The sequence below is a fragment of the Cytobacillus sp. Bac17 genome (assembly GCF_024519925.1).
GTDB classification, from domain to species: Bacteria; Bacillota; Bacilli; order Bacillales; family Cytobacillaceae; genus Cytobacillus; species Cytobacillus pseudoceanisediminis.
Genome location: NZ_JALJRC010000001.1, coordinates 243,319 through 264,116, shown reverse-complemented (window position 1 = coordinate 264,116; position 20,798 = coordinate 243,319). Strand labels below are relative to the sequence as shown.

Below are 20,798 nucleotides of genomic sequence, written 5' to 3'. Positions count from 1 at the left end.
GTTACCTTACCGCGATTTTTTAGTGGTGTTATCATTAGAATTGTTAGAATAATTAAGAAATAGGGGGTTAGGAAAATGCTTAAGAAAGCGCATTCATTTATACTTATTGCAGTGCTGATCCTGGCAGCTGCGCTCGCAGGATGCAGCGGAAACACCGATACGGCCAGTGGTGAAAACGGTTCCAAAAAAACCATTAAATTCATGCACTTATGGCCGGCAGGAAGCTCCAAGCAGCAAAATCAGATTGTTACAGATATTATTGAACAATATGAAACCGAGCATGAAGATGTGAAAATTGAAGTCGAAGTTCTGGAAAATGAACAGTACAAAAATAAAATCAAAGTTCTTTCATCTTCTAATGAATTGCCGGATGTAGGGTTTACCTGGGCAGCCGGATATATGACCCCATTTGTGAAAGGCAATCTATTTGCAGAGCTGGATGATGTACTGAATGATGGTTTGAAGGAATCTTTTGTAAGCGGGACTACGGAAGCCTACGCTCTCGATGGAAAAACCTATGGTTTGCCTCTTGAGCTGAACATTGCACCTATTTACTACAATAAAGAAATTTTTGAGAAATATGATCTTGATGTACCCCACACTTACAGTGAGTTTGAAAATGCTGTTAAGACATTGACAGACAACGGGGTTGCCCCGATTGCACTTGGAAATAAAGACCGCTGGACAGGGTCCTTGTGGTACATGTACCTGGCAGACCGAATTGGCGGGGCTGAAGTTCTTAATAAAGCCATTGACCGCTCTGGTTCGTTCGAAGATCCGGCACTGGTATCAGCTGCTGAAGAAGTTCAAAACCTTGTCAAAGAGAACGCATTTAATAAAGGCTATAATGGACTTTCAAATGACGAAGGAAAGGCTGAGTTCCTGAACGGCAATGCTGCAATGTATCTAATGGGAACCTGGGAGCTCCCTAATTTTACGACGAATGAAGAAATTCCGCAGGATTTCAGGGAAAACGTTGGATTCTTTAAATTCCCGACCGTTGACGGAGGCAAAGGAAATATCGACAGCTGGGTGGGCGGCCCGGGAGTAGGGTTATTCGTAGCTGAGAATTCAAAGGTTAAAGATGAATCAAAAGAATTTGTAAAGTTCTTTGTTGAAAAATGGGGAGAGCAATCTGTTGAAAAAGCGGGTGTAATTCCTGCCACGAAGGTTGATACCGGTAAAGTGGATCTTCCGGAACTGTATATTGATGTTTTAAATGAGTTAAATAAAGCCAGCAGCTTAACCTTATTTGCTGATGTCCAAATGAGTGCTTCGGTTGCAGAAACACATTTAAACCTTATCCAATCACTGTTCGGCAATGAAGTAAAACCAGCTGATTATGCCAAACAGCATGAAGAGGCTCTTAAGGCTGAGGAAGGGAATTAACGGCCTTCCCGAAAAAAGGATATATCTGCTGTTAGGGTATATCCTTTCTAATTCTAACAGGAAGGAGCTGAAATGAAATGAATAAAGTGCTTTCCAATAAAAAAGTCATCGCACTGTACATCACACCTGCCCTTTTCCTGGTCCTTGCGCTGATCTATGTGCCGATTATACAGACAGGCTACTATGGTTTAATGAAATGGAATGGCATTGGAGAAATGGATTTCATCGGCCTAAAGAATTACAAGGTACTGATGAAAGATGCACTCTTTTGGAAAAGTGCATTGCATTCCTTTTCGCTGGCCCTGTTTTCTGCATTAAGTCTGATCGGTTACTTGTTCATTTCCATTATCCTCGCCAGTAAAATCAAAGGTGCAGATTTATTAAGGAAGATATACCTGATCCCCATGCTGCTGGCATCAGTCGCAATTGCACAGCTTTGGATGAAGATATACCACCCTTCAAATGGCATGCTGAACACAGTGTTAGTAGCTATCGGCATTGAAGATCCGCCTGCATGGCTAGCGGATGCCAATCTCGCACTCTATGCCATCATTATACCAATTATATGGCAATACGCCGGTTTTTACATTCTCATTTATTATGCAGCATTAAAAAATATTCCTGAATCACTTGTTGAAGCAGCAAGAATTGATGGGGCTTCTCCCTTGCAGATTGCCCTTAAAATAAAGCTCCCTTTGATTATGAATGTAATTAAAGTAACAATTGTTCTAGCAGTCGTAGGCTCGCTGAAATACTTTGACCTGATCTATGTCATGACCGGAGGCGGTCCGAATGGAGCAAGCGAAGTAATGGCGTCTTATATGTATCAGAAAGCATTTAAGGGTTTTGACTTTGGATATGCGAGTGCCATCGGATTTTTCCTGCTGGTCATTTGTCTTGTTGTTACTTACATCATCCGCAGATTTACAGCTGCTAATAAAGATATCTATTAATGGAAGGGAGGAAAATGTATGGAAACAGTAAAACCTGATGGCGCCCCGCGCATAGGAAATGGACTGGACACAAAGCTTGTCTCAAAACCGATTGTGAACCGTTTAGCATATGGCATCATGTATGTGTTCCTGGTTCTTGTCGCCATGTTTCAGATTTTCCCGATTATCTGGCTATTTCTTTTTTCCCTGAAAAGCAGCCAGGAAGTATTCAATATGTCTCCATTCTCATTGCCGGAAAACCCTAAATGGGAAAATTACGCAAAGGTTTGGACGGAAGGAAACATCAGCCTCTATTTTATAAATAGTGTAACGTACACCCTTGCAGCTGTCATTCTGACTGTTGTTTTAGCCAGCATGGTTACCTTTGCCATTACGAGAATGCATTGGAAAGGCAGCAGGCTGGTGCTGGGACTGTTTATGGTCGGTTTAATGATACCGGTCCATTCAACATTGATCCCTTTATTCAGCACTTTTACCAATATCAATCTGATTGATAATCCGCTTTCCATTATTCTAACTTACACAGCTTTCAACCTTCCAATCACCATTATGATTTTGCTGGGCTTCTATGAAGCTTTGCCAAGGGAGGTAGAAGAAGCAGCAGTCATGGATGGTGCATCCATCCATCATATTTTCTTTAAAATCACACTGCCTATGACGATGCCGGTAATGGCAACGGCTGCGATTATTAATATGATTTACAACTGGAATGAATTTGTATTTGTGAATACATTTATCAGTTCGGATAGCTTTAAGACACTTACAGTTGGAATCCAGAATTTCATTGGCCAGTATACTACGGATTGGGGTGCTATAGGTGCCACACTGGTCATCAGCATCCTGCCAATATTAATTGCCTTTCTGATATTAAGCAATCGCATCGTTGAGGGGATAGCATCTGGCTCCGTTAAAGGCTAATCATCCAAAGCAGAGGAGGTGATAAACATGCAAAGTACGCTGGGCAAGCTATTTACAATATGTGAATGGATCATGAAGCTTGCTTATGTTAACTTGCTCTGGCTGTTATTTACGATGGCGGGGCTAATCGTATTTGGCTTCATGCCTGCAACCGTATCCCTATTCACTATCGTCCGCAAGTGGCAGATGAAAGAGACAGAAGTGCCTGTTTGGGATACTTTCCTATCAATCTATAAAAAGGAATTTACTAAATCTAATTTGCTTGGTTTCATACTTGTCATCTGCGCGGGGTTCATTCTTTTGGATTTGCATTTTGTAAATGGCTTAGAAGGGGTTCTGCAGCTGATGTTTTTCGTACTGCTGCTTATTATATCAGCTCTTTATTTCATTACTCTGATGTATCTTTTTCCGGTTTATGTACATTACGATTTAAGAGTTAGCGAATATATAAAAAATTCATGTTTACTTGGGATCCTTAACCTGCATCTTACCCTGATCATAGCAGCCTCTGCCGGATCCATCATTTTTCTGCTTTTGTACAGTCCTGCATTTATTCCCTTCTTTAGCGCTGTTTCCATTACATGGATTTTGATGTATGGGGGAATGTACAGTTTTAGGAAAATTGAAGCGAGGCAAAAGCACCGGCAGCTTGAACAGTTCAGGCATTCGGGCTTAAGCAGACATATTTAAGGAATAATAAAATGAAAGGTATGGTCAAATGGCACTTATACGCAATCCGATTTTAACAGGATTTAATCCTGATCCGAGCATTTGCCGGGTGGGAGAAGATTATTATATTGCTGTTTCCACTTTTGAGTGGTTTCCCGGTGTTGGAATCTATCATTCTAAGGATCTGAAAAATTGGCGTCTGGCTGCAAGGCCATTAAACCGGATAAGCCAGCTGAATATGACAGGAAGTCCGGATTCAGGCGGGATTTGGGCACCTGCTTTATCCTATCACGATGGCCGGTTCTGGCTTATTTATACGGATGTAAAAGTGGTGGATGGCCAGTGGAAGGATTGCCATAATTACCTTTCAGTATGTGAAAGCGTAGAAGGGGAATGGTCTGATCCTGTGTATTTAAATAGTTCAGGCTTTGACCCTTCTATGTTCCATGATGAGGACGGAAAAAAATATTTGGTCAACATGGTGTGGGATCACCGTGCCGGCCATCACAACTTTTACGGAATCGCTTTGCAGGAATATGACGTACAGAAGCAAAAGCTGAAAGGGAAAGCGGAGGTCATCTTCAAGGGGACTGATATCAAACTGACAGAAGCTCCGCATTTGTATAAAATCAATGGTTATTATTATTTGCTGACTGCTGAAGGCGGAACTAAATATGATCATCAGGCCACCATTGCGAGATCAAAGAACATAAGGGGGCCATATGAAGTACACCCTGAAAATCCGCTCATTTCATCTTTCGGGTCACCGAGGAACCCTCTGCAAAAGGCAGGTCACGCTTCAATGGTAAAAACTCACACAGATGAGTGGTTTCTTGTCCATCTTACAGGACGCCCCTTAACAAGAGAGGGTCATCCTTTACTTGACCCGCGCGGTTATTGTCCTCTTGGAAGGGAGACTGCCATACAAAGGCTGGAATGGAAGAATGACTGGCCTTATGTAACTGGCGGGAACGAGCCTGCCCTTGAAATAGAAGGGCCAAAGATTAAGGAAGTAAAGTGGGGAAGAGATTTTCCGGAAAAAGACGATTTTGATAGTGAAACCCTAAACCTGCATTTCCAGAATTTAAGGATTCCGCTCGGTGAGAATATTGTTTCTTTGAAGGATAACCCTGGCCATCTTCGGTTATATGGGAAAGAAAGCTTAACATCCAAATTTACACAGGCCTTCATAGCGAGAAGATGGCAGCACTTTTCTTTTACTGCTGAAACAAAGGTGGCATTTGAGCCCGAAACCTTCCAGCAATCTGCCGGTCTCGTTAATTATTATAATACTGAAAACTGGACGTCATGCCAGGTCAGCTGGGATGAAGATAAAGGACGAATCCTGGAATTGGTGTCATGCGATAATTTTACTTTCTCCCAGCCGTTAAAAGGGAGTGAAATTGAAATCCCGGCAGAAGTGAAATATGTTTACCTTCGTGTAAATGTCCATATCCATGAATATAATTATTCTTATTCATTCGACGGTGAGAACTGGACAGAACTTGCAGTTCCTTTCCAATCCCATAAATTATCGGATGATTACATAAAGGGCGGCGGTTTTTTTACAGGTGCATTCGTCGGCATGCAATGTCAGGACACTTCCGGCCAAAATCAATTTGCCGATTTTGATTACTTTGTTTATAAAGGCGAATCTTAATCATAAAATGGGGCTGCTCAAGTATTGAGCAGTTTTTTCTATATAATAGAGAAAAAGGATTCTATTCACTTTTAACGAATTAATGTACAAAAGAATCGGAGGGAGGATTTTATGCAAACTTTAGAAAAACTTAAGCACAGGGTTTGGTATCAAACTCCTGTTTCAGAAACTGACCGTCCTATTTTAGGGGCTGTGGTCGGGGATCGAATGACTTTGATGATTGATGCAGGCAATTCTGAAGCACATGCTCAATTGTTTTTAAGCGAGCTGGAGAAACTACGAATACCTTCACCGAGGATGGTGGTCCTGACTCATTGGCACTGGGATCATATTTTCGGCCTGCCTGCACTGGATATTCCATCTATTGCTTCTAATCTCACCAAAGCTGAAATGGAAAAGCTAATCCCTTACCAATGGACAGATGAGGCATTGGATGAACGTGTGAAAAGCGGAATCGAAATAGAATTTTGCGCGAGCGCTATTAAGAACGAGTATGGTAATGATCGAAGCATTAAGGTTAAACTTCCAGATATCACTTTTGAGAATATTCTTGAAATCGATCTTGGCGGTGTGAGCTGCCAACTGCAAAGAGTCGGCGGGGACCATTCTCCAGACTCGGTGGTGGTATATATAAAAGAAGAAAAAATATTATTTCTCGGCGATGCGATTTACGCGAATCTTTACGCAAGTAAATGGAATTACACGGCAGACTGTGTCCTTCAGCTATTGGATGCACTGGAACAGTTTGATGCAGATACATATATTTTGTCCCACGGGACGGCCATCTCAAAGGCAGAGTACCAGGTGGAAACGGCCATGCTCAGGAAGGCAGCAAGACTAACAGAAGAATTCGAAGGACAAATGGAAGAAATGAAGAATGCCTATCAATCCAGTGTCAATCGTGAACTGAATGGCAATGAGCTAGAAACGATACAGTACTTTGCAAATGGCTATGAACTAAAAGGGCCTTCAACAGGATCAGATATTTAAAGTTCTGCATGTTTTAAAGGCTATTTTTGTGAAGTCTCCTTCTTTCTAAATACCTTCGTTTAATTTGCTGAGTTGATTGGAGCTGAGGTCACTTGACTCCAGCGGGAGGCTTACGTCCTCCCCGCTGATTTCAAAACCAAAAACAACAATCTATGAGAAAAGACCATTTTATTAACAATAACCCTATTCCAGGAGGCTATCATGAATAGATATTCTGTTAATCTTTCAACCGTTTTTACAGAAGTTCCTTTTTTGGAGCGGTTTAAAAAAGCCCGTGAAGCTGGTTTTGTTTATGTGGAGTGCCAGTTTCCATATACATTTACAATAGAAGAAATCAAAGCAGAGCTTAAGCAAAATCAGTTATCGATGGACTTAATTAACCTGCCGCCAGGTCAATGGGAAAAAGGGGACCGTGGCCTGGCAGCAGACCCCGTACGTATAGAGGAATTTAGAAAATCAGTTGAAAGGGGGATCCGTTATGCAAATGGCCTTGGAGTTAAAAAGATACATTGTATGGCGGGGATACACCCAGACAATAATCTGGAAGTATTTATAGAAAATCTCCTTTATGCGGGCACTGCAATGTCTAGGCATGAGATAACCCTATTAATTGAGCCTATCAACCCATTCGACATGCCTGGCTATTTCTTAAATGATATCCAGCAGGCATCAGACATAATCCATCGTGTCGCTTTGCCGAATGTGAAGCTTCAATTCGACTTTTACCATATTGAAAGAATTTATGGCCATTCTCTTTCCATGTATCAAAAATACGCTGAGCTGGTTTCGCATGTGCAAATTGCTGACCATCCGGGCAGACAGCAGCCAGGGACAGGTGAAATGAATTATACCGATATTCTTCAATATTTGAGTAAACACTATCGAGGCTTAATTGGTCTTGAATATAATCCGCAAGGCAGAAGTGAAGAGAGTTTTGCCTGGCAGAAAGGGGTGATATCATGAAGATTGGATTTATTGGAACAGGAGTAATGGGCTCGCGGATGGCCAAGCGCCTCCTGGGCAATGGCTTTCACGTCATCGTTCATAATCGGACAATTGAAAAAGCACAGCCCCTTATTGATCTGGGTGCCTTTTATTCGGAAACGATCAGCAATCTGGCCAGCCAATGTCAAGTCGTGTGTACCTGTCTTTCTATGCCAGACGATGTGCTGAACGTCTATACAGGTAAAGAGGGAATCATTCAAAGTGCCAAGCTTGGAACGATATGCGTTGACTTCACATCGGTAGGGGCAGACACGAGTAAAACTATCTTTGAGATGACAGATGCAAAAAAGATCAGTTATCTGGATTGTCCGGTTAGCGGAGGTCCTGAAGGAGCAGAAAGCGGGACATTAACGATCATGGCAGGCGGCGGAAAAGTGGCTTTTCAAAAAGTTAAGCCGGTACTGGAGATGCTCGGTGACACCATAGAATATCTGGGACCTTCGGGTTCAGGCAGCATTGCCAAGCTGATTAATCAGTATCTTGTTGCTGTTCACTCTCTGGCTGCATCAGAGGCAATGGTAGCCGGATCTGCTTATGGGCTGGATTCCGAACAGCTCTTAAAAGTGCTGGAGACAAGCTATGGCGACAGCAGAATCCTGCGCAGGCATATGGAACAATACGTATTCGATCGCCACTTCACACCAGGAGGGGCTGTGAAATATGTCCACAAGGATGTCCGGCTTGCCAACCAGCTTTTACAGGAAGCCGGCTTAAACCAATTTACCGGGCAACTGGCTGAAAAAGCATTCCAGACAGCCGCTGAGCAAGGCCATGGCGATCAGGATATGTCGGCAGTCATTAAGCCTCTTGAGGAAGAGGCCGGAATTATGGTGAAGAGGAAGAAATAATCAGCGGAGACAGGAAGGCTCAGTTACTTCATTTGGTATGTATAGCAGAAAGCCGGTGTAAGCAAACTGACCGATATAATTTAAATGCTGGGTTAAACCAAAATTCAGGCAGATAAAAACCAATGATAAAAACCGAACTTTCCGAAAAACCTTCTTCCGGTCTTCTCTAAAGGAGCTATTCCTATTAAAATATCAGTATTTTCTGCTATAATGATAATCTGAAATAATAGAGAAACCGGGAGAGCAGCAATGAAACGCAAAAAAAGCAAAAAGCGTACAAAACGCAGATCAAATGTAGCATTCCTGTTATTTTTTTTGGTTCTGATTTTTGTCTTATTTGATCAATTCAAGCAGCTTAATATTAAGGAAACAGCGGTATCCTTACTGCCTAATACGGTGTCAAGGGATGTTCAGAATTATACGCCGATCCTTCAGAAGGAATTGAAGGAAGTTAACCTTGAAGAATATACTCTCGTATTAGCCGCGATCATGCAGCAGGAAAGCAAAGGGAAGGGCGGGGACCCGATGCAGGCTTCGGAATCAGCTGGATTGCCCCCGAATTCCATTCAGGATCCGGAACAAAGCATTAAGCAGGGTGTTAAACACTTTCAGAAAGCACTAAATTATGGCAGTCAGAAAAATGTAGACTTCCCTGCCGTTATCCAGGCCTACAATATGGGAATCGGATATATTGACTTTGTTGCAGATCAGGGCGGAAAACACAGTGAAGAAATCGCGAAAGAATTCTCACTCAAACAGGCCGAAAAAAATCCGGAAATTTATAATTGCGGAGGCGACAAGAATAATTTCCGCTATCCATACTGTTATGGGGATTTTACTTATACAACAAAGGTAACCGAAAATATTGAGATACTTACAGCAAGTGACACAGGAAAATCCGGAGAATTTAAATCAGTATGGTAAAAAACATAATAATATTATGGTAAACTAAAACCGCACTTAGCTAATAAGTGCGGTTTGTTTTTTCAGTGTCTGCTTTTGCTCATATACATCCACAATCTCGAGGCATTGACCTTTCAAATCGAAAATAAAATCTTCATTTATAAAATTCGATTTGAAAAATACTTTGTCATCTGCAATGGTAATGGGTTTTACTTCATATTTATATAACGCCCCATATTTCTTTGGCATAGTCACAAATAGTTTATTTTCCCCCCCAATGGACCGCAGCATATAATTCATGCGCCCGGTATTCTCCTGTCAGCATTCTCCAGGGAACGGGATCGTTTGAGTATGCTAACCTTTGAGGCATTCGCACCTTTTCTTTTAAAGTGATGCGGTATAGATCCTCACAGATTTTGTCTGCTGGAGTGATATTCATATTACTCAAGATGACGATAGTCAGATCTTCTTTAAAGTTCATTAACAGTTCATTTGAAAAGCCATTAATATCCCCAGAGTGTCTTGCTGTCCCTTGGTCGCCGTTTATAAACCAGCCATATCCATAGCCTCCAGGGTTGGCCGTGAACATTTTTGATGTCATGCATTTGTTTAGCAGTAAACCATTCCGCAAAGCTTCTGTCCATTTAAATAAATCCTCTGCAGTGCTGTACATTCCATATGCTCCCTGAGGGATGCTCATATCGACATACTCTGGGTGAATGGCCTCTTCCCAGACAGAATGACCGGAAGCCAAGTCCGTTACAATCTTACGGCCATTATCAATTCCTGTATTTTTTAATTGCAGAGGTTTAAAAATATTCTCCAGGAGGAATTGTTCATAGGGTAAATCTGAAACTTTTTCAATTAAAGCAGTTAGCAGTAAATATCCTGCATTGCTGTATTGCATGTCCTTACCGGGCTGAAATTGCAGAGGCTTGCTCTTAATCCAATTGATGGATTTTTCCAGGCTGGAGGGCAGAAGCATGAATTTTTCCCAGTATTCAGGAGAAAAGGTAAAATCGGCTACGCCTGATGAATGGCTTAATAAGTGATGAATGGTCACACCTTTTTCAGCAGGAAAATCATTAATATAAGTATGAATCATATAGAACAGATTCAGCTTCTTTTGCTGGTGAAGCAGAAGAATAGCTGCTGCCGTAAATGACTTGTCAAAGTCCCAATGCGGAATTTGGTAATAGGAGTGTTTTCAATGGCATATTGATAGCTTGATAGTCCATATCCTTCATTCAGGATGACTTTGCCTTTATGGGAGGCAAGAACACATCCATTAAAATAATTGCCCTCAGCAAGAATGTCCATATACTCGTTAATTTGCTGTTTTTGGTCCATGGGAATTTCCGCCTTTATGTATAATTCATCTACATTCTTCATATATATTGGCTGTTGTCTGATTTTTCTCCTTCCTTGAAAAATTAAAGATTTATAAGTTTTTACATAAAAAGTGAAACCAAATTGCATTTCATTCGTCTATATAGACGTGCAGCATTTATTAATGGGCAACACCCAGCTTAGGCTGTGAAACTAGGCACTTACTCTGTTTAATAGTCATTAAAGAGCATTTTATCTGGACATGCTTGACATTTTATTAAATGCGAGTATAGTTATATTCTTGTGCAGTGCTTTTTTGCATGTTCATAGATTATTAATATTTATCAGGTAAACTAATAATTATTGGGCTGATTGCCAACATAAGATTTTTAAATTACTAGCGAAGTATGTTAGAATAATGTGCTAGAAGGCAGGTGTATGATTTTGAATACTTTACTTCATAAAAGTCAGGATATATTAAATAAATATATTGGCTTTTTCTTTTTAGCAGTAATTCTGCTCTGGATGAAAACGTATATTACTCAAATGACACAATTTAATTTAGGCATTGAAAGTGCCTTGCAGCATTTCCTTTTATTCATTAACCCGCTAGGGTCTTCATTGCTGTTTTTAGGAATTGCATTCTTTTTCAAAGGCAGAAAAAAATATATCGCCTTGATGGTAATGTATTTCTTGCTTTCGTTCCTGCTGTTTGCGAACGCAGTGTACTATCGTTTCTTTAATGATTTTATTACATTGCCGACTTTGACGCAGACACAGAACTTTGGTGACGTCAGCGGAAGCATCAGCTCATTATTACAGCCGACTGATATCTTTTTCTTCCTTGATTTCATCGTGCTTGCCGGCTTGCTTGTATTTAAAGTTGTAAAAGTGGAAACAAAGGATTTGACGCGCCGCAGATCAGCAGCATTAATTTATGCTTCTCTGGCCATTTCCTTTGCAAACCTGGGATTGGCTGAAACAGACCGCCCTGAACTTTTGACAAGAGGTTTTGACCGCAATTACATTGTTAAGTATTTAGGCATGTACAATTATACGATTTATGATGCAGTACAAAGCACGAAGGCATCCGCGCAAAGAGTTATGGCGGATAGCAGTGATACAACCGAAGTCATCAACTTTACAAAATCGAATTATGCTGAACCGAACCCGAAGTACTTCGGAAAAGCGGAAGGCATGAATGTGATCTACCTTCACCTTGAATCCATTCAGACATTCTTGATGAACTATGAACTGCACGGTGAAGAAGTAACACCATTTTTGAACTCACTGATTGAAGAAGAAAATACAACGTATTTTGATAACTTCTTCCATCAGACTGCACAAGGGAAAACAGCTGATGCTGAGTTTATCCTTGAAAACTCCCTATATGGATTGCCGCAGGGTTCTGCCTTTACAACAAAGGGCATGAATACCTACAATGCAGCACCAGCAATTCTGAAGGATAAAGGCTATACTTCTGCAGTTTTTCACGGTAACTCGGGAAGTTTCTGGAACCGTAACGAAATTTACAAATCATTTGGCTATGACAACTTTTTCGATGCAGGATATTATGATTTAAAACCAGAAAACATGGCTGACTATGGTCTAATGGATAAGCCGTTCTTTGAACAATCCATGCCGTATCTTAAGTCACTTAAACAGCCGTTCTATTCTAAATTCATTACTGTGTCCCATCACTATCCTTATCATATGGATCAGGAACTGGCGACAATTGAGCCTCATACTACTGGTGACAAATCAGTGGATAATTACTTCCAGACAGCCCGCTATGCTGATGAAGCACTTAAACAGTTCTTTGAGCAGCTTAAAGCTTCCGGCCTGTATGAGAACTCAGTGATTGTCATGTATGGTGACCATTATGGTATTTCCAAGAACCATAATAAAGCAATGGAACAAGTGCTAGGCAAGGAAATTTCAGCGTTCGATAGTGCCGGTCTGCAGCGTGTGCCTCTGTTCATCCGCGTACCTGGCATGGAAGGCGGGGTAAACCATGAATTTGGCGGTCAGATCGACTTGATGCCAACATTGATGCACTTGCTTGGCATTGATACTAAACAGTATCTGCAATTCGGTACAGACTTATTATCAGAACAGCATGATGATCTTGTTCCTTTCCGTAACGGAGATTTCATGAGTCCAACCATTTCATCTGTTGACGGAAAGTTCTATGACTCAACAACTGGTGAACTGCTGGATGAAAGCCGTTTTGAAGAAGCGAAAAAACTTCAGGAAAGTGCCGAGCAGAAATTGGCGCTATCTGATAAAGTCGTAAACGGAGATCTTCTCCGCTTCTACACACCGGAAAACTTCGAACCGGTTGATCGTTCAAAGTACGATTACAAAGCAGAAAGCAATGGGGTCAACAAGAAGAACGAAGTAACTGAAGAAATGGCTGAAGAAGAGCCAGCTGATAAATAATTCAAAAACTGTCTGCGGGAAATCCTGCGGGCAGTTTTTTTGCTGGATAACTCCTCTATTCGAAAATAAATAAGTCACATACCAAACTAAATACTTTTATAAAGCAGGTAAAATCAAATAAACAAAAGTAAGGGTGTTTACTTTGATTCAGTGTGGAATACCATTATGCATTAGCTAAATCTGGTTCAAGCCTAATATTATGTGATAAATAACCATTCAACCTTTATAATTAAAAATAAAAAGATACATTTCTAGGGGGATTAAGATGAGGAAGCTTGCTGGCAAAAGGATTGCACTTTTAGGTTCTCGGAAAATAGAAGAAATTGGCAAATTGGTGGAGAATCAGGGAGGGATTGCCTTCAGCAGGCCAGCCCAGGGGACAACACTGCTCAAAGACGATAAACTCCAGGATCATGTAAGACTGCTAATAAAGGAAAGCTTTGAATGGATTATTTTTACTACCGGAATCGGGGTCGAAACCATATATCAAACGGCTCTTGATATGAATGAGGGTGACGCCCTAATCAACAGCCTGCAAAAAGCAAATATTGCAGCAAGGGGTTATAAAACCGTTAATACTCTGAAAAAACTTGATATCACACCTTCAGTGCGGGATGATGACGGAAGTACTGCAGGCTTAATCCGAGAGTTCTCAGCTCATTCCCTAACAGGCCGGAAAGTAGCCCTGCAGCTTCACGGGGACCCGGCACCACGCCTTAAACAGTGGCTGGAAGATAACCATGCGGACTATGAAGAAATACTGCCATATACCCATATTCCTCCTGATGAAAATGTAATGAATCAGCTGCTGTCCGAGCTCCTTGACGGAAAGCTTGATTCAGTATTTTTCACCAGCACACCTCAAGTAAGGAATTTATTCACCTTCGCCCGGAAAAAGAAGGCAGATACGCAATTGAAAAGTTGTTTATCAGAACAGGTTGTGGCTTTATCAGTTGGAAAAGTAACTGCACAAGCTTTACATGAAGAAGGAATTGAAAGAGTCATTTTTCCGGAAGCCGAGAGGATCGGGAGTGCGGTTATTGAATTAGCCCGTTTTTATAATTAAGAAGTCATTTAAGGACTAATTTGTAAAAATAAATAAGCTTCTAGAGCGCAGAATATACTCTTGAAAGGGGCCCCTTTAGGCTCCTTTTTAATTAATTCATGGATATACTAATTTCAAAAAATCATAAAAAATATATTGAAAATGCATACAAGGGATGATAATGTTACAACGTAAACGTTTTCGCACCAAAAATAATACAGCAATTTTAAGCAGGTGGGATATGACTAATACCATCAAAGATGTTGCCAAAAAAGCAAATGTCTCCATTGCAACCGTTTCCAGGATTTTGAATGACCAGGGAGGCTATTCGGAAAAAACAAAATTCAAGGTTCTTAAAGTGATTGAAGAGCTGGGATACCAGCCAAACGCAGTGGCAAGAGGATTAATTAACAAAAGAACACATACGATTGGGGTGCTTTTCCCGAAGCTTTCCAGTTCTCTGGTTACCGATCTGCTGGATGGCATTGAAAAGGCTGCAAATGACAACGGTTCCAGTGTGATCGTCTGCCATACAGAATCAAATGGCGAAAAAACGATGAAATATCTCCAGCTGCTTATCGAAAAAAGGGTAGACGGGATAATTTTTGCAAGTGAAATATTAAAAGAAGAGTATTATCAATTTGTAGCTAAAACCAAGATGCCGATTATTTTGCTTTCAACCGAGTCCTATGCGTACCCCGTGCCTTTTGTAAAGGTCAACGATTTTCATGCAGCATATGCTGCAGCCAAGTATTTAATCGGCAAGGGGCATACCAAAATTGGAATGATAAGCGGAAAAAAGGATGATATCATCGCGGGGATTCCGAGGATTGAAGGCTTTAAGAAAGCTCTTTCAGATCATGGCATATCGCTGGGTTCCGAAAATGTTGTGTTCAGCAGGGGATTTGCATTTCCTGATGGGATCGAGGGCTTGAAAAAGCTAATCGGGCAGTTCCCGGATGTTACAGCGATATTTGCAGCAAGTGATGAAATGGCTATCGGGGCCTTATCAGCAGCTTATCAATTAGGAATTAAGGTCCCGGATGAGATATCTGTTATGGGGTACGATAATTTAAACCTTGCTGAGATGTCCATTCCGCCGCTGACAACAGTGGGACAGCCTCTCGCAAAAATGGGTGAGGCTGCCGCAGAAATGCTCTTTACCATAATGGAAACTGGCGAAATTCCGGAAAGCCGGATTATGCCGCATAGAATCATTGAAAGAATGAGTGTGAAAGAGAGGAAAAAATAACTCTCTTTTTCTCGGCTCAATTACGTAAACGTTTACGTAATTGAGAGCTAAATAACAAATAACAAATTTCAATTCCATGTCCATTCCTTTCCCGATCTTCATTCAGCAGCTTGTCATGCATACGAGTGCCTGGGGTATGGATGAGCTGCTTGGATTGATCATTTTGTATATCGCTTTCAATCTTTCCGATATTATTTTTATCTATATTGGCTATATTCGTGCTATTCCTGAATGCAACGGTGGCCATAATCACAAGTCTTGGTGCATGGAATGACTACATGCTGCACCTCGTTTTGATCAGCGACCGGAAAATGGCCAGACTGCCGCTACTCCTGTATATTTTCCAAGGCCCATTTCAGCACAGATCTTTCATCTGCGTCCTGCTTAATGGAACTTGCACTATGATTATTATGTATACCTTTGCCTAGAAATGGATTATAAGCGATGTAATGAAAGGTTTTATAAAATAAATATTATTCTTAGATCGGAGTTGTAATAAATTGAACAAAACATGGTGGAAAGAAAGTGTCATTTATCAAATTTATCCAAGAAGCTTTAATGACTCCAATGGGGATGGGATTGGAGATATCAACGGAATCACTGAAAAAATTCCTTATCTAAGCGAACTGGGGATCGATGTCATCTGGCTATCCCCCGTTTACCAATCGCCTAATGATGATAATGGCTATGACATCTCAGATTACCGCAATATCATGGACGAGTTCGGAAATATGAATGACTTCGACGGTATGCTGGACAAAGCCCATGAGCACGGCATCAAAATCATGATGGATCTCGTTGTCAACCACTCAAGCGATGAACACCAGTGGTTCCAGGAATCACGAAAATCCAAAGATAATCCCTACAGAGATTATTATATTTGGAAGAAAACAGACAACGGCGAACCTCCTACGAATTGGGGCGCTGCGTTTGGCGGAAGTGCATGGGAATATGATGAAGAAACACGTGAATATTACCTGCACCTTTTCAGTAAGAAACAGCCTGACTTGAATTGGGAAAATCCTGTATTAAGAAATGAAGTGTATGATATGATGCGCTTCTGGCTGGACAAAGGGATTGATGGTTTCCGCATGGATGTCGTCAATTTCATTTCAAAAGATACCAGCTATCCACAGGGGGAGATTCGTGAAGGACACAAATATGGGGACGGCAGCAAGTATTATATGAATGGACCAAGAATTCATCAATTCCTGCAGGAAATGAACAAAGAAGCCCTTAGCCCGTATGATACCATTACGGTTGGGGAGATGCCGGGTGTAACAGTAGAAGAAGGCAAGCTCTATACAGGCAAAGACAGAAATGAATTGAATATGGTTTTCCATTTTGAACATGTAGGGCTTGGCGACGGGCAATACGGCAAATGGGATCCGCGTCCTTGGAAACTGACTGAATTGAAAGAGATTTTCAGCAAGTGGCAAAAGGGTCTGGAGGAAGATGGATGGAACAGCTTGTACTGGAGCAACCATGACCAGCCTCGTGCCATCTCCAGATGGGGAAATGAATCAGAGGAATACCGCGTTATTTCTGGTAAGATGATTGCGGCATGTCTGCATATGATGCAGGGGACGCCTTATATTTACCAGGGCGAAGAAATCGGCATGACAAATGTAAAGTTCACTGATATCAATGATTACCGTGATATCGAAACGTTAAATGCATACCGTGATCTTACACCGGATTCCTTAACACATGATGAAATCTTTAAAGGCATTCATGAGAGAGGCCGGGATAATGCGAGAACGCCTGTTCAGTGGGATGCCAGCCCGAATGCAGGCTTTACCGACGGAACGCCTTGGATTAATGTGAATCCAAATTATGAGAGAATTAACGCTGAAGCAGTGTTTAAAGATGAAGATTCCATCTTCCATTTTTATAAAAAGCTCATTCAGCTTAGAAAGCAAAATGAAGTGATTGTTTATGGCACATTCGATTTAATAATGGAAGAAGATGAGCAGATCTTCGCCTTTACAAGAACTCTTGGAGATGACCAGCTGCTTGTGATCTGCAACTTCAGTGAAGAAACTCCTGACTTTAAACTTCCAGTCCATGTCCGGTACTCTTCTAAGGAACTGCTGATTTCCAACCTGAATGCAGATGAAAATGAAGAAATTGAAAATCTGCCACTCAAGCCTTATGAAGCTAGAGTGTATCGTTTGAAGAAATAAAGATAGGGCCTGTTTAGGGCCCTTATTGGTGTTAATAAACAGACATTTTCCTTTGATCGATTTACAAGCTGGAAGCTGATTCTTTCTAATTACAAGAGTGACAGGGGAAAAAATGAAGAAGTATTGCTTAGAGGACCATTGAGGTTCTCTTTTTTGTTGACATATTCTTATTAATAAATATTATTATGTTAAAACATGGAAGGGGCCATTTCAATGAATTTATTAGAATATTCCTGGGTTGGCAGTGAGGAGCCTTACCTGGATGAAATAAGCATTCAGCATATCGGTAGAATGGTATTAGGGCGTTTCGGCGGAAACAGGAATGCTGGGCAAAATAAAAATGAAGACGGCTGCCTGTTATGGACAGGTAATAACGAAGATTGGGAGTTTACTATTTTACTGGATGCCCATACTACTGCGGAAAGCGCTGAGTTAGTTATTCAAACGGTCAAATCAATGAAAACGCAAATCATTGCTTTATTAGTGCTGCCGCCCCGGGAAGTGTTTGAACAAGTTGGCGGATTACTGCTTAAACAATTTAAAAGTCAGGGTTTCAAGGAGGAATGCAGAAGGATTAAAGGTGAAACAGCTTTTTTATGTGTGATCAGAAAAGGCTCATTTCTTTGGTGGCTATCGATCGGGGATTGTATTCTGCATTTATTCCACCCTGAACTGGCTGCATTTGACGAATATCAGCAAAACCACCGAAGTTTTTATGAATGGGTGGGCAAAGTCAATACATTTGATTTGCCGGTTCCCTGTTATAGCTCGGGTACAAAGGAGCTCAGAAGAGGCATGAATCATATTTTTTTAACAACAGATGGGCTGACGGAATGTCCCAACACCAACTTTGCTGAACCAAGAGAAATATTTAATCTTTTTAGCTTATTCGGGAATGAGGATGGGGTCCGTGAGCTATTAAAGATAATAAAAGATAGGGATGTCCGGGACAGTACGACCATCATATCCTGGATAATTGATGCAGAGCATGAAGGATGCCAGCCCAGCGGCTGATTTTACTGAAACTTGGCAGTAAAAGGAGATAAAACTGGAGACAAGAGACTCAGAATGAATAACGTCGAAAAAGAAGCCTCCACTCTAAGGAAAAGGGTTCCGTTTCGGGGTGATTTATTGGATAAAGGGCATAAAAATGACGTGTGAATTGGCACAGGTCATTTTCCTATAAGGTTTTTAACTTATTTTATGTTTTCTAGACTTTATAATTTATAATGGAACGATAAATATTGTGCAAATAAAATGTAGTGCCAAGATGCTGTCAATTTCAATGTCACTTGGACTGCCGCAATTTCTTACTCATATTGAACAAACGGGGCAGGTTTATATATGATGGTGAGTAATACTCCGTACGGTTTTTGCAGCTCTTTTCTCCTTACTCCCTTTTCTGTCTGTTAAGCTAACCAGGAAAGTTGAAATTTATTGATTGCCAGTTTAGTTTGAGATAAAATAAAAAAATTGGGAATGCTTTTCAACTTTTTATAAAAAGGATATAAATATGTTTAAAAATATAGATTTATTTAATCAGGCCTTTTTTTTTGCTCCGATTGGGATGTCGATAGTCTCATTAGAGGGAAAATGGATTAGGGTAAATCATGCTTTAACTAAAATTACTGGATATACAGAGGACGAGCTCCTTACCACGAACTTTCAAACATTAACCTATCCAAAGGACTTAGATACTGATTTATCTTACACACAAGAATTAGTGGAAGGAAAAAGAGACTCTTTTGAGATGGAAAAAAGGTATGTCCATAAAAGCGGGAAGATTGTATGGGTGTTATTATCAGTATCCATAGTGCGGGAAGGGAACAAGCCATTATTCCTTATTTCTCAAATACAAGATATAACCGATCGTAAAAACTCAGAAAGAATATTGAAACAAATGGCTCATTATGACTTTCTAACCCAATTGCCTAATCGGAGATTATTTGAAGAACGACTTAATCATGCAATTGAATCAGCTAATTTCAATAAAGGGCTAGTCGCAGTACTGTATCTTGATTTAGATGGGTTTAAGCAAATAAATGATACCTTCGGTCATGACTTAGGAGATTTATTGTTAAAAGAAGTCGCGAGAAGGCTTACAGGTTGTATAGGAAATAAGGATACTGTGGCCAGGCTTGCAGGTGATGAATTCACGATTTTACTTCCGGAAACGACAATCGATAATGCAAAACATGTTGCCGAACGGATCATCGACATTCTATCTAATAAAGTGTCGGTGCAGAATGTTGTTATCTCAATAACTCCCAGTATCGGAATTGCTTTTTGCGATGATTTCAATATGGATGTCAGGAATTTGCTGAAATATGCTGATGAAGCTATGTATCAAGCAAAACAGAACGGAAAGAATAATTATCAAGTTTCACAGATCAGATAAAGCTAAATATGACTTTATTATTAGCGTTGATCCACGGAGGATTGATGCAATTTTTGTTGAATTCAACTTACGGATTCTTATGTTCAAAATCTGCTGCTAAACGCAGCTTTTTTCTTTTGAACTAAAGAGGCTGGTTAGTCAATAAGGATTTATATTATAACAATAAATGCTGAAATATGGTAAATACCTAGGTGTTAATATCATACTTTTGACTATTTAGAATAAAATGGCAGTAAAATGATATTGGAGGGGTTTTATGGAGCTAGTAGGACAACAAATTTACCTTAGACTTTACAAAACTTCTGACGCCTGCGAGTTAGCTAACTTACATACTAGAAATCGCGAATTTTTTCAACGAGTTAGTCCATTACTCCCGGAAGCCTTTTATACGGAAGAACATCAAAAATTACGCATTGAACAGGCTTTAAAAAAGACAGGCGAAGGGCAATTATATGCTTTTGGAATCTTTTTAAAAGCAACTGATAAACTTATCGGAGACATTTCATTAACTCAAATTACTATGGGAGACCAACAAAGCTGTTATACGGGATTTACTTTAGATAAGGAGTATAATGGAAAGGGTTATACAACAGAAGCTCTTCAACTTGTTGTAGATTTTGCTTTCAAAGAATTAAAACTACATAGAATTGAAGCAGGAGCTATGCCTGATAATATAGCATCTATTCGTGTATTAGAAAAAGCGGGGTTTAAAAAAGAAGGTATAGCTAAAGAAAATTTAAAGATTAATGGAAAGTGGACAGATCATCAAGTATTAGCTATCATCAACAGCTTGGATGCATAAGCTCGTTTC

Annotated in this window: 20 protein-coding genes; 17 read left to right on the top strand and 3 right to left on the bottom strand. The window is 40.5% G+C overall.

Annotated elements, in window-relative coordinates:
• The first annotated feature begins 75 nt into the window (after nt 1-75).
• The 9 genes from NR125_RS01320 (at nt 76) to NR125_RS01280 (ending at nt 9,356) form a co-directional block, all read left to right on the top strand.
• Nucleotides 76-1,389 (top strand): extracellular solute-binding protein, encoded by a 1,314-nt coding sequence (locus NR125_RS01320; protein ID WP_009330437.1) that lies wholly within the window; start codon nt 76-78, stop codon nt 1,387-1,389.
• 77 nt (nt 1,390-1,466) lie between these two features.
• Nucleotides 1,467-2,342 carry a carbohydrate ABC transporter permease gene (locus tag NR125_RS01315; protein WP_009330436.1) on the top strand — a complete coding sequence of 292 codons (876 nt, stop codon included), beginning with the start codon at nt 1,467-1,469 and terminating at the stop codon, nt 2,340-2,342.
• A gap of 18 nt (nt 2,343-2,360) precedes the next feature.
• Nucleotides 2,361-3,260: a carbohydrate ABC transporter permease gene (locus NR125_RS01310; RefSeq protein ID WP_009330435.1), complete on the top strand. Its 900-nt coding sequence runs from the start codon at nt 2,361-2,363 to the stop codon at nt 3,258-3,260.
• Between the two features lie 27 nt (nt 3,261-3,287).
• Nucleotides 3,288-3,950, top strand: a complete 663-nt coding sequence (locus NR125_RS01305) for a YesL family protein (RefSeq protein WP_009330434.1) — start codon at nt 3,288-3,290, stop codon at nt 3,948-3,950.
• Between the two features lie 28 nt (nt 3,951-3,978).
• Nucleotides 3,979-5,589: a glycoside hydrolase family 43 protein gene (locus NR125_RS01300; RefSeq protein WP_009330433.1), complete on the top strand. Its 1,611-nt coding sequence runs from the start codon at nt 3,979-3,981 to the stop codon at nt 5,587-5,589.
• A gap of 111 nt (nt 5,590-5,700) precedes the next feature.
• On the top strand, nt 5,701-6,579 hold the full coding sequence (locus NR125_RS01295) for an MBL fold metallo-hydrolase (RefSeq protein WP_009330432.1): 879 nt from the start codon (nt 5,701-5,703) through the stop codon (nt 6,577-6,579).
• Between the two features lie 201 nt (nt 6,580-6,780).
• Nucleotides 6,781-7,542, top strand: coding sequence for a hydroxypyruvate isomerase family protein (locus tag NR125_RS01290; RefSeq protein ID WP_009330431.1), 762 nt, complete (start codon nt 6,781-6,783; stop codon nt 7,540-7,542).
• Nucleotides 7,539-8,432 (top strand): NAD(P)-dependent oxidoreductase, encoded by an 894-nt coding sequence (locus NR125_RS01285; RefSeq protein WP_009330430.1) that lies wholly within the window; start codon nt 7,539-7,541, stop codon nt 8,430-8,432. Before NR125_RS01290 ends, NR125_RS01285 begins: the two co-directional genes overlap by 4 nt.
• A gap of 249 nt (nt 8,433-8,681) precedes the next feature.
• Nucleotides 8,682-9,356: a lysozyme family protein gene (locus tag NR125_RS01280; RefSeq protein WP_009330429.1), complete on the top strand. Its 675-nt coding sequence runs from the start codon at nt 8,682-8,684 to the stop codon at nt 9,354-9,356.
• A 36-nt stretch (nt 9,357-9,392) separates the two neighbouring features.
• Here the strand turns inward: NR125_RS01280 and NR125_RS01275 are convergent, their stop codons facing one another.
• Genes NR125_RS01275 through NR125_RS01265 form a run of 3 tightly spaced genes read right to left on the bottom strand, consistent with a single transcriptional unit; the run spans nt 9,393 to nt 10,727 of the window.
• On the bottom strand, nt 9,393-9,584 hold the full coding sequence (locus tag NR125_RS01275) for a hypothetical protein (protein WP_251266757.1): 192 nt from the start codon (nt 9,582-9,584) through the stop codon (nt 9,393-9,395).
• 13 nt (nt 9,585-9,597) lie between these two features.
• The gene (locus NR125_RS01270; RefSeq protein WP_232292459.1) at nt 9,598-10,449 is read right to left on the bottom strand and encodes a serine hydrolase domain-containing protein; all 852 of its coding nucleotides are present in this window, start codon (nt 10,447-10,449) and stop codon (nt 9,598-9,600) included.
• Nucleotides 10,450-10,451: 2 nt separating this feature from the next.
• Nucleotides 10,452-10,727, bottom strand: coding sequence for a hypothetical protein (locus tag NR125_RS01265; protein WP_034295634.1), 276 nt, complete (start codon nt 10,725-10,727; stop codon nt 10,452-10,454).
• A 375-nt stretch (nt 10,728-11,102) separates the two neighbouring features.
• Between NR125_RS01265 and ltaS the strand changes: the two genes are divergently transcribed.
• The 8 genes from ltaS (at nt 11,103) to NR125_RS01225 (ending at nt 20,789) form a co-directional block, all read left to right on the top strand.
• Nucleotides 11,103-13,106, top strand: coding sequence for a lipoteichoic acid synthase (gene ltaS, locus NR125_RS01260; RefSeq protein WP_009330426.1), 2,004 nt, complete (start codon nt 11,103-11,105; stop codon nt 13,104-13,106).
• 265 nt (nt 13,107-13,371) lie between these two features.
• On the top strand, nt 13,372-14,172 hold the full coding sequence (locus tag NR125_RS01255; RefSeq protein ID WP_019382750.1) for a uroporphyrinogen-III synthase: 801 nt from the start codon (nt 13,372-13,374) through the stop codon (nt 14,170-14,172).
• A gap of 220 nt (nt 14,173-14,392) precedes the next feature.
• Nucleotides 14,393-15,403 carry a LacI family DNA-binding transcriptional regulator gene (locus tag NR125_RS01250; RefSeq protein WP_009330424.1) on the top strand — a complete coding sequence of 337 codons (1,011 nt, stop codon included), beginning with the start codon at nt 14,393-14,395 and terminating at the stop codon, nt 15,401-15,403.
• A gap of 76 nt (nt 15,404-15,479) precedes the next feature.
• Nucleotides 15,480-15,677 (top strand): hypothetical protein, encoded by a 198-nt coding sequence (locus NR125_RS01245; RefSeq protein WP_050807779.1) that lies wholly within the window; start codon nt 15,480-15,482, stop codon nt 15,675-15,677.
• A 226-nt stretch (nt 15,678-15,903) separates the two neighbouring features.
• Nucleotides 15,904-17,589: a glycoside hydrolase family 13 protein gene (locus tag NR125_RS01240; RefSeq protein WP_009330423.1), complete on the top strand. Its 1,686-nt coding sequence runs from the start codon at nt 15,904-15,906 to the stop codon at nt 17,587-17,589.
• 213 nt (nt 17,590-17,802) lie between these two features.
• Entirely contained in the window at nt 17,803-18,603 is an 801-nt protein-coding gene (locus tag NR125_RS01235; RefSeq protein ID WP_009330422.1) for a PP2C family serine/threonine-protein phosphatase, read from the top strand.
• A 499-nt stretch (nt 18,604-19,102) separates the two neighbouring features.
• On the top strand, nt 19,103-19,987 hold the full coding sequence (locus tag NR125_RS01230) for a sensor domain-containing protein (RefSeq protein WP_009330421.1): 885 nt from the start codon (nt 19,103-19,105) through the stop codon (nt 19,985-19,987).
• 256 nt (nt 19,988-20,243) lie between these two features.
• Nucleotides 20,244-20,789 (top strand): GNAT family N-acetyltransferase, encoded by a 546-nt coding sequence (locus NR125_RS01225; RefSeq protein ID WP_009330420.1) that lies wholly within the window; start codon nt 20,244-20,246, stop codon nt 20,787-20,789.
• Nucleotides 20,790-20,798 lie beyond the last annotated feature (9 nt).

What these genes read in the sequence shown, in the direction of transcription:
- ltaS (WP_009330426.1), top strand. Translation starts at nt 11,103, where the DNA reads ATGATTTTGAATACTTTACTTCATAAAAGTCAGGATATATTAAATAAA.
- NR125_RS01225 (WP_009330420.1), top strand. Translation starts at nt 20,244, where the DNA reads ATGGAGCTAGTAGGACAACAAATTTACCTTAGACTTTACAAAACTTCT.
- NR125_RS01280 (WP_009330429.1), top strand. Translation starts at nt 8,682, where the DNA reads ATGAAACGCAAAAAAAGCAAAAAGCGTACAAAACGCAGATCAAATGTA.
- NR125_RS01235 (WP_009330422.1), top strand. Translation starts at nt 17,803, where the DNA reads ATGAATTTATTAGAATATTCCTGGGTTGGCAGTGAGGAGCCTTACCTG.
- NR125_RS01285 (WP_009330430.1), top strand. Translation starts at nt 7,539, where the DNA reads ATGAAGATTGGATTTATTGGAACAGGAGTAATGGGCTCGCGGATGGCC.
- NR125_RS01290 (WP_009330431.1), top strand. Translation starts at nt 6,781, where the DNA reads ATGAATAGATATTCTGTTAATCTTTCAACCGTTTTTACAGAAGTTCCT.
- NR125_RS01275 (WP_251266757.1), bottom strand. Translation starts at nt 9,584, where the DNA reads ATGCCAAAGAAATATGGGGCGTTATATAAATATGAAGTAAAACCCATT.
- NR125_RS01245 (WP_050807779.1), top strand. Translation starts at nt 15,480, where the DNA reads ATGTCCATTCCTTTCCCGATCTTCATTCAGCAGCTTGTCATGCATACG.
- NR125_RS01315 (WP_009330436.1), top strand. Translation starts at nt 1,467, where the DNA reads ATGAATAAAGTGCTTTCCAATAAAAAAGTCATCGCACTGTACATCACA.
- NR125_RS01305 (WP_009330434.1), top strand. Translation starts at nt 3,288, where the DNA reads ATGCAAAGTACGCTGGGCAAGCTATTTACAATATGTGAATGGATCATG.
- NR125_RS01320 (WP_009330437.1), top strand. Translation starts at nt 76, where the DNA reads ATGCTTAAGAAAGCGCATTCATTTATACTTATTGCAGTGCTGATCCTG.
- NR125_RS01295 (WP_009330432.1), top strand. Translation starts at nt 5,701, where the DNA reads ATGCAAACTTTAGAAAAACTTAAGCACAGGGTTTGGTATCAAACTCCT.
- NR125_RS01265 (WP_034295634.1), bottom strand. Translation starts at nt 10,727, where the DNA reads ATGAAGAATGTAGATGAATTATACATAAAGGCGGAAATTCCCATGGAC.
- NR125_RS01255 (WP_019382750.1), top strand. Translation starts at nt 13,372, where the DNA reads ATGAGGAAGCTTGCTGGCAAAAGGATTGCACTTTTAGGTTCTCGGAAA.
- NR125_RS01250 (WP_009330424.1), top strand. Translation starts at nt 14,393, where the DNA reads ATGACTAATACCATCAAAGATGTTGCCAAAAAAGCAAATGTCTCCATT.
- NR125_RS01310 (WP_009330435.1), top strand. Translation starts at nt 2,361, where the DNA reads ATGGAAACAGTAAAACCTGATGGCGCCCCGCGCATAGGAAATGGACTG.
- NR125_RS01230 (WP_009330421.1), top strand. Translation starts at nt 19,103, where the DNA reads ATGTTTAAAAATATAGATTTATTTAATCAGGCCTTTTTTTTTGCTCCG.
- NR125_RS01300 (WP_009330433.1), top strand. Translation starts at nt 3,979, where the DNA reads ATGGCACTTATACGCAATCCGATTTTAACAGGATTTAATCCTGATCCG.